At 60.7% G+C, this 13,750-nt stretch carries 10 protein-coding genes; 6 read left to right on the top strand and 4 right to left on the bottom strand.

Translation table 11 applies throughout. The annotated features are described in order from the left end of the window. Positions 1-261 precede the first annotated feature (261 nt). Positions 262-927, bottom strand: coding sequence for a nitroreductase family protein (locus AMD30_RS19995; RefSeq protein WP_055476843.1), 666 nt, complete (start codon positions 925-927; stop codon positions 262-264). Positions 928-991: 64 nt separating this feature from the next. Between AMD30_RS19995 and AMD30_RS19990 the strand changes: the two genes are divergently transcribed. Together AMD30_RS19990 and AMD30_RS24730 are read left to right on the top strand one after the other, a co-directional pair. Then, a complete protein-coding gene (locus AMD30_RS19990; RefSeq protein WP_231632801.1) occupies positions 992-2,137 on the top strand; it encodes a radical SAM protein in 1,146 nt (381 codons plus the stop codon). Continuing rightward, the gene (locus AMD30_RS24730; protein ID WP_084817325.1) at positions 2,134-3,036 is read left to right on the top strand and encodes a hypothetical protein; all 903 of its coding nucleotides are present in this window, start codon (positions 2,134-2,136) and stop codon (positions 3,034-3,036) included. The genes AMD30_RS19990 and AMD30_RS24730 overlap by 4 nt, the downstream gene beginning before the upstream one ends. Here AMD30_RS24730 and AMD30_RS19980 read toward each other — a convergent pair. The 3 genes from AMD30_RS19980 to AMD30_RS19970 are packed head-to-tail and all read right to left on the bottom strand — an operon-like array spanning position 3,024 to position 9,018. After that, positions 3,024-5,585 carry an nSTAND1 domain-containing NTPase gene (locus AMD30_RS19980; RefSeq protein WP_156354342.1) on the bottom strand — a complete coding sequence of 854 codons (2,562 nt, stop codon included), beginning with the start codon at positions 5,583-5,585 and terminating at the stop codon, positions 3,024-3,026. The two genes, AMD30_RS24730 and AMD30_RS19980, sit on opposite strands and share 13 nt — an antisense overlap. After that, complete coding sequence (locus AMD30_RS19975) at positions 5,582-7,666, bottom strand: hypothetical protein (protein WP_156354340.1); 2,085 nt, start codon at positions 7,664-7,666, stop codon at positions 5,582-5,584. Before AMD30_RS19975 ends, AMD30_RS19980 begins: the two co-directional genes overlap by 4 nt. Then, positions 7,666-9,018: an ATP-grasp domain-containing protein gene (locus AMD30_RS19970; RefSeq protein WP_055476839.1), complete on the bottom strand. Its 1,353-nt coding sequence runs from the start codon at positions 9,016-9,018 to the stop codon at positions 7,666-7,668. Before AMD30_RS19970 ends, AMD30_RS19975 begins: the two co-directional genes overlap by 1 nt. Positions 9,019-10,437: 1,419 nt before the next feature. Here AMD30_RS19970 and AMD30_RS25110 point away from each other — a divergent pair. The 4 genes from AMD30_RS25110 to AMD30_RS19950 form a co-directional block, all read left to right on the top strand. After that, a complete protein-coding gene (locus AMD30_RS25110; protein ID WP_156354338.1) occupies positions 10,438-10,728 on the top strand; it encodes a hypothetical protein in 291 nt (96 codons plus the stop codon). After that, positions 10,725-11,843 (top strand): hypothetical protein, encoded by a 1,119-nt coding sequence (locus AMD30_RS19960; protein WP_055476837.1) that lies wholly within the window; start codon positions 10,725-10,727, stop codon positions 11,841-11,843. The genes AMD30_RS25110 and AMD30_RS19960 overlap by 4 nt, the downstream gene beginning before the upstream one ends. 118 nt (positions 11,844-11,961) lie before the next feature. Continuing rightward, positions 11,962-12,870: a vWA domain-containing protein gene (locus AMD30_RS19955; protein WP_084817324.1), complete on the top strand. Its 909-nt coding sequence runs from the start codon at positions 11,962-11,964 to the stop codon at positions 12,868-12,870. 255 nt (positions 12,871-13,125) lie between these two features. Beyond that, positions 13,126-13,750: hypothetical protein (locus AMD30_RS19950; protein ID WP_231632800.1), on the top strand; the 625-nt coding region annotated here is incomplete at its 3' end.

Here is a 13,750-nt window from a genome sequence, read left to right as displayed (position 1 = left end):
CCACACCTTCGAGGCAGTAGAGCTGCCCGATCGCCTCATCCTCGGTTGCAACCGAAACCCCTCTGCGACATGCGACATGCACCCACAAATCTTCAGGCGTCAAGAGCAACCTCCGGATCACATCGCTCATATCGCGAGGTCAGACGAACGAGTTCAAGTTTCTGGCGCGCTAGCTGGCCGCAACCTCCTTCCATACGCGATAGTCTGAACTCCTGCAAAGCCGGAAATGGTGGTCAGCCACCAGGTTTCTCGGGAATCTGGTCAGATTATCCCGTGCCAAGTGACTCGGGGCGAGTCCGAGAACGATCGGACATCAATAGGTGGCTGTGGAAAGGCTGAACTATATCCGAAGGCAATTACTCCAACCAGATCGTTCTGCAGTCCGAGCACCGCAGTAATGTCTGATTCGGCGATCACAACATCGCCTAGGAACGAAACTGCCAGCCCAAGAGCGTTGCCCGCAATCCACATGTTCTCGATCGCAGCACCGATCCCCATCAGTTCGAGGCCGTAGCCAACCAAAGCACCCGCGAACGCCTGCTGCTGGGCTACGAGCAACGTACGACGCCCGGCACTGAACGCCCCGAGATTCTCGATCCAGATAGTCGCCGGTACATCGCGGAGTACCTGGGCGGACTCCAGGACGGTCGACCGGTACTGCGGGTACGGCTCGCCTGTTCGCGGATCGTGAGGGACGTAGCTGTCGACGCCAGATGCGTCCGCCACCGCATCAGCGAGCAAGTCCAGTGTCATGCGCTCAGTTACGATGTGGAAGCGCCAGGGTTGTGCGTTCTTGGACGAAGGCGCTGCGAGGCCGCACGCGACGATACGTTCGATAGTCTCGCGGCCAACGGGACGGTCCTCAAATCCGTACCTGATGCTCCGTCGGTTCATCAGCGCAGCCAGGATCGCGTCGGTCTCGCTCATTGTAGGTACGATACGACCAGGAACCTCCCGCAGCAGTGCCGGAGTAAGGCAAAGGCTAAGAGTGGTGTCGCAATATCTCACGGAAGCCCAGCTTCTGAAGTTCGAGCTCATGGACAAGGGCATCGTTCTGTCCGACGCTGCCATCGCCGCACTCACCGATCTGAACCGCAACCGCTCGTTGAGCCCCCACGACTACGCCTCGACGTCTGGTGTCATTCTCAACTTGGACGATGATGTCTGGGTAAATGCTCCGATAGAGCTCTACAACCCGAACTTTGTGTCGAGGACACCATATGTGCTGGACTTTGACGGCGGGTTTTCGGTCGAGGGCGCCGGCCTGGCGAGCGCAGCAGGCTTCTGGCCGCAGCCCGAATATCACGGATCGTCGCTCGACTTCGGACCGCTCAACAACTACGTAGTCACGCATGGAGACCGAGCTCGACTCTCGCCGGTGCGCAGTTGCTCGATGACATGCACGTTTTGCAACATCCCGTACGACGACCCGATTTCCGACTACGCCCTCAAACCGGTGGATGCCATTGTGTCGGCAGCCAAGATCGCAGTGGACGATCCCTTGCAGCCGGCACGACACATGCTGATCTCTGGGGGAACGCCGAAGCCCAAAGATATCCCCTGGATGCAAGAGTTGTACGCGACAGTCTTGGAGGCGTTTCCTGGCACCCAAGTGGACTTGATGATGGTGCCGCTGCCTGGGCTTTTCGACCTCCCGCGACTCGCTTCACTTGGACTGCATGAGTTATCGATCAACATCGAGTTGTTCAACCGAGATAGAGCCCGAGATTACATGCGGAACAAGTTCAATCAGGGCCTGGACTTCTATCTGGACTTCATTGAATCTGCAACCGACGAACTTGGCCCTGGCCGCGCGCGATCGATGCTGATGGTCGGGTTGGAGACTATGGAGGACACGCTGGCGGGGGTCCGCGCAATTGCCGAACGCGGCGGCACTCCGGTGCTCAGCCCGTTCCGACCCGACATGTCTACACCGCTCAAGAACGAGAAGCCGCCGTCTGCCGAGTTCATGCGAGAAACATTTGAACGTGCAAGAGAGATCGTCTCCGAGTTCGGAGTGTTCCTCGGGCCAGATTGTCCGCCGTGCAGTCACAACACCCTCAACTTCGCGACTGGAGTGGATGGGCACGTCATCTACCCTCATGATCGACCGCTCATGCTGGGAGCGGCAGGGTGACCCTGTACCGTTCCGTTGCGGATTTCCGGCCGGATCAAGTCGACCAGATCCTCGACCGAGCGGCTCAGATCAAGTCCGGCGAAGCACCTATCGCATCCACCCACCAGACCATTGTCGGACTCGCATTTCTGCAGGCATCGCTAAGGACCCGTACAGGATTCGCTGCAGCGGCGATTCGGCTTGGTGCGACGCCGATCGAGGTACTTGGGCTGCGAGCGAGCGACGCATCGATGCCAGAATCAGTTGAGAGCACCATCCGCATACTCGCGGGCTATACCGATATCGTTGTCGCTCGAGTGGATCAACCACTGGTCGTCCCCGACAGTGTCAAAGTCCCGGTCCTGAGTGGCGGTGACGGAGGGCCGGCCGCCGAACATCCGTCACAGGCCCTGATCGATCTATTCGCTCTAAGCCAGCTTCCAGTGCCTATCAGCCAGCAGACGATCGCGATGTGCGGCGACCTCCGCATGCGCGCTGCGCGTAGCCTCCTTCGCCTTCTCACCGAACGACGACCCCACCGACTGGTGTTCATCACCGATCCGACGCTCCGTGAAGGTCTCGAGTGGCCGTCGGAGCTGAATAAGTTGATTGAGTACAGACCTCTCGACGACATTGCCGACGTTGACGCGCTCTATGTGGTCGGAATCCCGCATGGCGCAATTCACGAGGAAGGCCGTGCCCGGTTGCGAGTTAGGACTGATCACTTGGAATCGATGCCCGCACACGCGGGAGTATTCTCGCCGCTCCCTCTCATTGATGAAATGGAGCGTGAAGCCTTCAATCACCCTAGGGTTCGCATATTCGATCAGAGCGACGACGGACTATTTGTCCGGGCTGCGATTCTCGAGTTCTTACTTGACGTACCTGAGCGTCATTTCGCTGAAGATCATCGTCTATAGTCCATCTTTTGGCTCGCGGCACGCACAGCCAGCCGCCCGTCCCACGCCGGAGCGTTCTCGGTCGCGTCCTCATTGCCGAGCGACGTCTCTGACATCGACAGGCGTTGCCAGTCCTGAAGCGGCTCGATGTTCACCACTCCGTACTGGCGCCCTTTGGGCATTCTCACTTTGAAATCCTCGCGGTCGGCGGCATTCAGGACCTGCCACACCACGCACCAGTCGAAGGTCGCCGAACCTCGCAACCCGACGCCAAACCAGGTGTTGATGAGGTGGGACTCAGTGAATTCGAGGACAAAGTCACGCGGTTTGGACTGCAACTCATACCCGACGGGTCGGGTGATGGTTAGTCCTCTCAGCGCCACATCGAACATACTGAGCCGCACCTGCTTCTGCTCGGCGAGCTCCACAGAGGTGCCGGCCGCATGTCGAAGTGAGATCTGTCCCTTACGGGCAAAATTGCAGTTTCGGATCTTCAGCGAGCTTAGGCGCCCACCAAACATGGTGAGGCCGCCAGGCTGCGGTTCAAAAGGCAGTTCGCTCATAGATGTCGACTCGGCAGACGCAACCGCCGCGACACCGGGCATGGAGTAGATACGGTGTGGCGTGCCGCCAGGCAGTCGGGGTTCGGCGTACCAAAGCAAGGACCCTACTGCGGGCGTGTCTGCCTCTCCGATGAAAAAGGACGGCTCGGCACCGAGCTTTGCCCTGATGTCTGCCGGGATGTCGTCTGACGCGGGCGTGGGGATCGGAGCCCCGTGTACCGTACAGTCGAGCAACTCCACATCGTCGAGGGTGCAATTAACGAACTGAACGCCGTCGAACGTGCAGTCCCTGAACACGGTCCCTTGGAAGTCACAATTCGCAAAAGTGACACCTCGAAAGTCTCCGGATACGTCGCAGTACTTCCAACGCTGGTTGACGAGAAGCCTTCCTTCTAGGAAGCTCTTGTCGCGCAGGTTCTTCCACGACATACGCACGCCGCGCAGTACAGAGAACTGGTGAGTGGCGTTCTCGGCTGTCAGCCCCCCGAAAGCCCCTCCCTGAGTTGAACTCCACTGAATCAATCCCGCGCCAAACAGGTCGTGAATCAAGCTGACCATGGTCTTGTTCTCTTCCGGAGTCGTGATCCGGATAAGCTCACATAGCCGTAACCACTCGATGGCGAAATAGAAGGCTCGATACTCTTCCAGCAGACTTTCGACAGGAGAACGCCCGAGGAGGACTCCGGCAGTTAGGTCGCCGAGGTCAGCCGGCAACTCCACTTCGGCGCCGAGCAGTGACTCGCGTTGAATCGCCACCCAGTCGTTATTCAGGGTCAGCGGTGCTATCGAGCTTTCGGCCATGGATTCGTCAACAAGAGTCGCCAGGCGGTGCCGCGCTTGTTCTCCAAGGTTCCTGGCTTCGGCGGAGAGTTCGTGGAGACTCTCCCGGAATACCACTAGCTGGGCGAGGTCCTCGCGCGAGTGGTCGACCTTGAAGCCTCCGCTGGAGAGGTGGACGCTCATTGCTCGCACATAGTGCTTGGCGCGTGCGGCAAGCACGTCGGGAATTCCCGTCGAGATGCAGGCTTCACTACACTTGTCGACGGAAACCTCAACCGCTTCCGCAAGCGCAGCCTTAAACAGAGCAGCTCCATTCAGCTTCGGGAAGTGTTTCGTTACGTCACTAGCCTCGATACAGCGTCCACCGCCACGCATCCAAAGGGCGAATAGCAGTGCCTGGAGGTGCAGGAGTCCTCGATCCTGCGGAGCCCCCTCCTCGCCTGCCTTCGTCCAGGCACTCTCAATCCGCTTGCTCGCACTGGCGCTAATGACCGGCAGCGAGAGATCACCAAGGGCCTCTGCTCGAGAGCTATTGGGACTTTCGACAATCTCTCGGACGTGCTCGGGTTTCGTTATCGGAGGAAGTTCATACCTCTTCTGGCTGAACGGACCTAGCCGAAGTCCCGAACTTCCATTCAACTGATGCTCGTGCTCGACGCGGAGCGAGACAACGATCCGGATTTTGGTGAGCGATGCGGCATTCTCAATCCATCGCAGCAGCCATTGGAATGCATCCGGCTGGTAGCGCATGAGTTCCTCGAACTGGTCCAACACAACGACACACTTATCGCGGTAATAGGTGTCGAGCGCCGACAGGAGGCTTTCACCGTCGCTGAGACCGAGTCGAGCCCGTACTGGAATCCTGGCGGACAGCAGCGCCTGGAGTAGCTGGTCAGCCTTCGCAGTGTGATCGGAGTGGTCTCCGGTGATGGCCGCAATCTCGTCTGAACGACGACTCCATTTGTTGCAGACGATCACGGTGTAGCCAGACTCCCGCAGGTCAGGTACCAGCCCAACTTGCAGCATCGAGGTCTTACCGACACCTGATGCGCCCGTGAAGACCACAACATCTGTGTCGAATAACAGCCGCTTGAACTTCTTTATGTCGGTGTCTCGTCCGATCAGTTGACGGGCTGCGTAGCGGTCCTCCTTCATCGGCCGCGGGCCTGGCCATGGCGATTTCGTTGCGTCAAGAACACTCTCGCGCCATTCGTTGAGCAGACTCACACAGGACCCCCTTCCATCTCGCACACGCCTCCTTTGAGACGTCGCAGTTTCGGAGTCGACGTGTGTGCGGCCATATGCCGGATCGCAGGGACCACGCGATCGTACGTGGCCGCGACAACGTCCAAGCCTTGCCACAGAAAGACGTCTCGCTCGTTCGGGGTTGTGCGGCGATTAACCACAACACCCGCGCGCAGCGTGCTGCGAGGCCCCCTGCTGACATGGCTTCGCAAATCGGCTGTACCCACGACTGCTGCGGTCCGTTGTCGCACTGCTTCGTCGCTAAGCTGAACTCCGAGTACGAACCAGAAGCGTGCGTCATCGTCAGTACCCCCTTTGAAGAGCCGCTCCGGAAGGCCGAGTCGCTCGTCGTGCTTCTCATTGTCGATAATCGGTGGCTGCGCGAGTTCTGCTGCCCATTGGTGCAGGGCCGTGTACTCGTCTAACAGGACCGTGCCGGCGAGCGTCATCGCTGGCCCGCCGAGGCTCTCCTTCAGTGACATGACCCAGGAAGCGGTGGTACCGGCCTTGCTGGCAAAGGGTTTCTCGTCGTCGTCGAGGTCGTCGATTGCGTCGACTTTGATCAGCGGCGAACCCGCCACTCGCACGACAATCGGCATGGAGAAGTCATCGAGATTTGGGTCCGGCTGACTCGTGAGCAGGACCCAATCTCTGGTGACACGCAGCCGATAGAGATCCTCGTGAGTCAGTTGATCCTTGGCCGAAGGCACAGAAATGATCGTCTGGAGCCAGACGAAGGCTCTCGCGTTTGGAGTGTCGCTGGGCCCGACGTAGAACGGCACGACAAGCCGGAAAGGCACACGCGCCGCCATCAGCGCCATCTCAAGCTCCAGGTCGAATGATGTTACAAACGCGACGGCTGGGGGAAGCTGGTCCACCCGCTCGCTCGCGGTCTGACTGTGCAACTTCGCCTGAGCGATCAGCAGTTCCGCCACCGCGTCGTAGAGATCGTCCCGAACGCTGGGCGCATCTACACCACTCGTTGGTGTCCCGGTACCGCAAGGCCGGACACTCCCCACGCGGGATGCCCAAGAGTCGATCGTCGTTTGGATTATTTGGGCGTGGAGGCGCTCGCGGGCGGCAGACAAGTTGTCCAAGTGTGGCCATCGGTGCGATCGTTCAGCTGATTCACTTGCGAGCGTCAGTTGGGTGAGCAGATCGGACCACCCCGGATACTGCGACGTTCCTTCCGTCATGAAATGCCATGCAACCTCGGCCATGAGAATGGCGTCAGATCCGGTCACACTGGCCTTACCTTCCGCCCCGGAAAGGTCCTTCAAAACAGCCGCGGCGAAGTCGGCGACAAACGCGAGTTCCTCGTCGCGACTGCCGATTTCCTTTTGGAGGATCCTGAGTTGTTGACTCAAGGGCACGACCAGAAGGTCTGCAAGTTCGGCTCCACACGGCGTCGGGCCGAGTAACTCCGTCGAAAATTCAAGGGTGCCATTGTAATTCGTGACAGCGCCCTCAGTTAACGTTCCAGCCTCGAAGTAAAGGCGTGTGAGAAGTCGAGCACAGAGGATAGCCCTCGCCGCAATCTCTGTGGTTTCTGTCTCGGCTACTTCGATTTCCGAGTCGAACTTGGCCGCGCGATCTGCTGCGGCGCGACCGAGTTTTGAGTCGACGAGAGACAGAGCAAAGCGTTCAACTGCGTCCGGGACCGCAGTCCCGTCAGGCAGGTAGCCCCACTCTCTCGATACACCGGCCAGCAACGTTGGTACGGCTTCGATCGTCGGCGCGGCACTGGTCTCCGCCAAGCTCAGGCATCCGCTGCCCAGAACCGGCGTTATCCAGGGAAAGCCTAGTCGGGTCTTGGCCTTCTCACGATCTGCCACGAACCCAGCACGCAACTCGTCCCGTTCAGCTTCAGACGCGTCCACGGTGCTGACCTTCGTGATTTTCTGTGTAAGCGAGTCGAATCCCGCACGAACGACTGGATCGTAGATAGCGGCGATCGCACGGCAGAAAGTCTCATCCGTGCCGCCTCTCCATCGCTTGATGTATTCCGCCCAACTTGGGAAGAAAGCAGGCGGGTCGTCCGGCCGAGAAGTTGTGAGCGCCACTACGAATCCTCTGCCGTTGCTCCGCGGGAAGCGGCTTGCCACTGGCTAATGACTTCATCGAGGGGTTCGACGAGGTCGAATCCGCTCCGCGTGACTTGCCTACGGAGGGTGAACCGAGCGACTGCCGAGCCTGGGTCGTTGGCCACTTCGTCTGGAGTGAGGACATCGCTGCGGATGCTGTCATCGACTTCCCGCAACCGGTCGGCTAGTTCGTACGCATCTACAGACTGCGCCGATGGCCCGGTCCAGTGCACAACAACATTGGCAAAGTCCGGTGTCGCGGAAACAATCTCACGGAGAGGCCTTCTCTCGGGGCTGGGTAGGCCGAGCATGGCAGCGAGGTGTTCAAGCATCAGGCATGCCTCACCTGCTTCGATCGACAATCTGCACGAGGCGTGGGTAGATCCCTGAAACCGCGGATTGACCTCTGTAAATAGGGGCGTACCTTCATGTTCGAGGAAGTCCACACCGAAGGTGCCAAGGTAGCCATGCTGGTGTAACCACTCGCCGATCGCAATGGTGGTTTCTTCGATCTGGGCGACAGATTCATCGCCAAGATCTCGTGCTCGCCCGAAATCGTTACCACAGTAGCCGAACTCGCGAGTTACACAGCTTTCGATGCCAATCAGCTGTACCGACGGATGATGGACGGTGATTTTGCCGTCCCGCCACACCGTGGCTCCAACGTTGATGGGAACACCACCCCCGATGAACGGAGATACGCTGACAAACGCTTCGTCCAGTGTTGGCCACGCTGATGCCAGGTCGTCGGGTGATTCAACATGGACAAAGCCTTGACCGCCTGAGGTACGGCTTCTCCGCAGCACCACAGAACCATGCCGAATGACGTCCCGAGCTTTCAACTGCTCCTCGTCGGCGACGTAGGTCCACGGGATACGTGGCAGACCCAACTTACGGACTGCGGACTCCACCCATGGCTTGTGCTCGAAGGCAGACTGCTGAGCCCCAAACAGACCGAGGTTCAGACAGTCGTCGTCCAAGCGAGCGAAGTGGACGGCGGACAGGAATTCTGACGGCCGGTACGGTAATAGAGCGCCGTCCGATGACAGTGCCCGCAAGAGACCATGCCGGAACTCTTTGGTTGCAGGTTCGTGCGGGTAATCGTCGATGTCCCAGATCTCTGGGTCCACCCGCATACCGGTCATATCCTCGTAGGCGACGGACTGAACCCCCCCACGGCTTGTGAAGTTGCCGGCAAGCGAGAACGACGCGTAGAGCTGCGACAGATCCGCGAGCGGCTCGATATCATCCCCGCGAATGCCAGCCCAAACCAGTCGCCGGTCGCCAAGTCGGCGTTCGACATCGGCCAGCAGGGGACCGCGCTCGACCATGCCCAACCTCTCGAAGCTACGACAATTCAATGGACCCCAGAAGCCCGTTTTCGTGAGTCTACGCAATCGCAGCTTGCCCGACGAGGTGTGGGGATACCCAGTGCTCAAAGGGCATCGTCGCCCGCCGCGCCGGTGACAGCTCAACCGGAGCGCCATCGGAGGCTACCAATCTCGGGGTAGTGAGGGTGCCGAGGTGTAGTTCGAGGGCCACTTCAGAGTCCATTTCCTGACGATGTCGGCCGTTGACCTCGACCCAAGCTGAGCTCCGCCCGTCACGGTCCATCCCGACCGCAAGCACTATGAGCTGACCCTGCGCGAGGGCGGCTTGCAAGGACGTCACACCCAGTTCCGGAAAAGCGGCGCAATCGCCACCGGCGCGGTCTGAGTCAGGGAATGACAGCATCGCTCGAACTCGATTTAGGACTGCAGCTGAAGCCCGGTCGGTTGAAAGTCGCTGTACTACGTCCACAATTGAGCCATCGCGGCGACCGCGATAGATTGCAGTTCCGCTCTCGCCAGCCCATATGAAGGCGATGTCAGCTCGGCCCAAGCTGTCAATCGCCAGCAAGTCGCCGTCGCCGAGTTCGGCAAGGTCGAGTGGTTGCTGCCATTCCGCAGTCCTACCGCTAGCTCGGTTCAACCGAGCGACGCGAAGCGTCACGCCATCCCTCGCAGCGATGAAGGCTCCGTCAGTCGAGACGAGTCCGTACTCAGAACGTGTCGCCGTGTCGGTGAGTTGTAGCTTACGTCGTACCACTCGTGGATAGACGCACCTCCCGTGGCGGTACAACAGCCCGCGGGAGTCCGGAATGCTCGCGCGCGACAACTCGAAGCGGTCTGTCACCGGCATGGGCCATTGCCCAGCCTCCTGCAATCGGTGCTGCAAGATCTCTACGGCTGATAGCTCCGTACCGTCACCGCCCACTCCGACCTTGTACATCTTGCCGTTTAGCGCGTTATTCAGTAACTGGGACAGCGCATTAGCGGCGGCCTTCGGCGGGGCGGTGCCGCGACTTCCCCAGTTTCTGATCAGCTTCGCCGTGCCGTCGCGACGGTCCTTTGCGTCTGGGACCAACTGCGCGGTCACGCCCTTATCCAGGGTCTCTATGGCGTCAACTACGCCAGTCCATTTTCCACCGCATGCGTTACGAAGATCCGACACCACCTCAGCCCACGGCCCGCTCCACTGATCCTTGCGTCTTCCCACGTCCTTGAGCCTGCCAGATTTGAGCCTGGCCTGCCTGCAATGGCATCGGTCACAGCGAAAGACAGGTCAAACGACAAAGCCCACAACCACAACGTTTCCCACACTTTCACGCGCTTAACCCAAGTTCACACACGTACTGGCCCCACATTTTGTGTCGCTGTGATGTGGCTCCCAGATGCGAGTAACCCGCTCGCACCGAACGAGGAGCGACCTTGAGGAACCACACCAAGTACCAACCGACGGCCGCGTCTGCGAAGAAGGTCAGCCGCAAGCGCAGCAATCTCAACGGCCACGCTTTGCCAGTCTGCACGACCGGCAAAATCCGCTACCGCGATCGCACCCAGGCACAAGATGCGCTGACAGTCGCCAAACACCGCGGTGCCGCGGCGCGCGCGTTGGGCGAGGAAACCCACCGCAACGAGCTCAGGGCTTACTCCTGCTCGGCCTGCAACAGTGGGTGGCACCTGACCAGCCAGCCCCGACGCGACAAGGCGTGTGCGTGATGTCGGCCGAGCCCGAGTCCGGGAACGCTGGCCTTCCGGAACACGAGGGCGGCGACCTGCCCGAAGCGCTCCGGGCAGGTCTGCCCGCGCTGCACGAGGCGGCGGCGGGCGCTGGCATCGATGCGGCTGTTGTCGACGCGGTGATCAGTGCCGCGTGGGACGCGTTGAGGGGGTTCAGGGCTCACGGTGTGACCGGGTACCGCGAGGTTGTGGACCTCGCCATCCGTACGAACGGGCGGACATGGGCCACGGTCATGTTGGTCGACCGCGTACCTCGCGACGCGTCGTTTCGATCGGTGACGGATCGGGCGCGGCGGTACGGCCACTGGCAGTTTTCTCGGCTGCCGGATGCCGAGCGCGAGGCTGCGGCTGACGACGCCATGGTCCAACTCAGCAGCCAGATGACGAATGTGCAGCCGGGTGAGCACCGCGTTCCGACGTGGACGGTATGGCCAATCGTCCGAAAATACGCCAACTGGCGCCTCCTTGATGCTGCCAAAGTGTTCGATCGGCAGCGTCAGGGAGGAGCGGGCAACCTGGCCTGCGTGTCACTGGATGCGTACTTCGAAGCATGCGGCGAGCACGGTGTGACCAGCATCTCCGGCTGCGTCGGCAGTACCGATGAGCACGGTGTCGAGGCAGTCGTTTGGGCAGGTGCCCACGCCATGTTGGAGCGTCGAAAGCCAGCGATGATCAGCGGAACGCGCGCCGGTTCCGCATTGGACAAGCTGACCCTTACCATCGATGCTGCAAAGTGGGTTCTGGCAGCGGGTTCGCAGGACCGTCTCCAGCAAGGAGCGGCAATCGGCGGCACCAGCGCCGAGGAGGTCCGACAGCAGTTCGCACAGGATGCCATCCTCGTGTGCTTCCACGGGTTGCGCGCTGCCGCACCTCTGACGTGGGGCTCCTACCCGACGGGCAAGGTCCCCACGCGTGAGGTGATCGAACGGATCGCGAAAGATGCCGAAGCATGCGGCGATGTCAATGCTGCGTGGTTCGCGCGATTGGAGGCCCGCAGGGTCGACGTCGCCAAGTCCAACCGCGTCCTGCACGGCGTTCGAGGTCTGGTCGAATCCCTGATCAAGGAAGCAGCACAGGAGAACGACGACCAGTAGGCGCCGCCTGGTGATGCGTTGATCAGCCGCACATCTGCACAGAGCCCGGAAGACTTCCGACAGAGTCCTCCGGGCTCTTGCTGTCACCGGGTCCGCCTTCGATGTCGCCGATGATTGCATGACAGTTAATATGAATGGTGGCGTCCCCGTGAGTGGCGCAGTCGCAGGTGGTCAGGTTTCAGGCCAGGGTGCTGGTCGCGGTCCACAGGTCTCTCCTTTCGCAGGAGCTTTCGAGGGTCCCGCCGGCGGGTTCGGCGGCCCGGCCGGATCGGACGCCGTCTTGGAGGGGCCGGCTCAGGTCGGCGAAGTCGGGATCGCGGTACCCGGTTTGATTGTGCTCGACGTCTCCTGGTCTATGGCCGGCGACCTCGACCGCGCATCCGCTGCACTGGAGCGGTTCCGTTCGAAACTCCGCCAGAACGGGATGACGAGTTCGAACGCGTACCTCGGTATTGTCACGTTCGCCGACACGGCACGCACGGATCTCGGTCTGACACTCGTCGCCGACCCGTCGGTCGAGATGCCACCCATCACGGCGCGCGGCAATGGTACGAACTTCCACGCGGCCTTCAATGAAGCCCTGGCGTCATACCGGGCCGGGTTGCCACAACTGGCGACAACCGCAGACGGCCGCAAGCGCCAGACTTTCCGACCCTCGGTGTACTTCGTCTCCGACGGAGAGCACAACACCGGCGGCGACTGGACCGCCGCCCTCGCTGAACTCAAGTCGAGATCGTGGAAGCCGAACATCTTCGCGTTCGGATACCGCGACGCCGACCCCGACACGATCCGCACGATCGCGGATGAAGGGTTGGCCTATTTCGCCAAGCACGGCGAGGACCCAGACACCATGTTCGAGAAGATCCTTGAGGTCATCCTCCGCAGCATGGTGTCGGCGACCGTCACCGCCAACGGCCAGGCCGCCAATCCGATGGCACCCACGACAGTGCCGGTGGTCGATCCCAGCAACGATCCGGCCACGGCCGGTCTCGCATTGATCGACCCCATCGGCTCGGTCATCGACTGAGTTCCTGGCTCGGTCATCGACAGAGTTCCTCCTGTCCACGAGTCCGTGGGGCTGGCTGGGTTGCGCCAGCCCCACGGCTCTCCTCCGAGCGCATGTCGGATTGAAAGGTGACTTCCCGTGAACCTCGACCTGAGGTGGCTCGATGCTGGCTGTACCTGTTCGCCGACTGTTATGCCGGACCGGGACCCGCCGACCGCAATCGAGCCACCGGGCCGCACCGGTCCGGTCCACGGTATTCGGATAGGCGATGGTCGGGTGACCATCGACCTGTGGTCGGGGGTCGGGTTCGAGCACAACATCGATCGTGGAAAGTTACGCCGACTGACCTGTGCTGAATCGCGTTTGATGTTGCTGGACTGGACTCGCCGCCATATGCCGGTCCCGTCGCCGCCGGCCTTCTGGGTCATCGAGGCTGCCTCACTTGCCGCTTGCAGCGAGCAGCACTGGCGTGAATGGGCATCGGTCGATCTCCTGGCATCTCTGAACGCACTCCTGCACGCGCCCATCGAATGGACCGACGCTTGGCGAACTCACCTCTCCAAAACTGCGAAATTGGCGGCGGTTGCCCCCGCCCACGTCGACGGCAACGCACTGAGATCCATCGTTCTTGAGCTCGAGAAGGTCGTCACTGCCAAGTGGAAGAGCAAGATCGAGTCTGTGCCGGCACCTGCGGTGGTGTCCAGTTGCAGCGAGGTCGAGTGGGATCGTATCCGCTCCGCGGGCGTCGACCTCGGGGAACTCGGGGTGCGGTCTCGGATCTTCGGCACGGTATGGACAGCATCCATTGCGGGTAGCCGTCCCATCAGTCGAGTAGACACGACAAACAGACTCTGGGCGCAACTCGTCGACGATGAGACCGGGGTCAAGCCCCTGGTAGTGG

This window comes from Gordonia sp. HS-NH1, assembly GCF_001418765.1.
In the GTDB taxonomy this organism is placed as follows: domain Bacteria; phylum Actinomycetota; class Actinomycetes; order Mycobacteriales; family Mycobacteriaceae; genus Gordonia.
The sequence above is the reverse complement of the archived record's forward strand: the minus strand, read 5'-3'. Positions and strand labels throughout refer to the sequence as shown.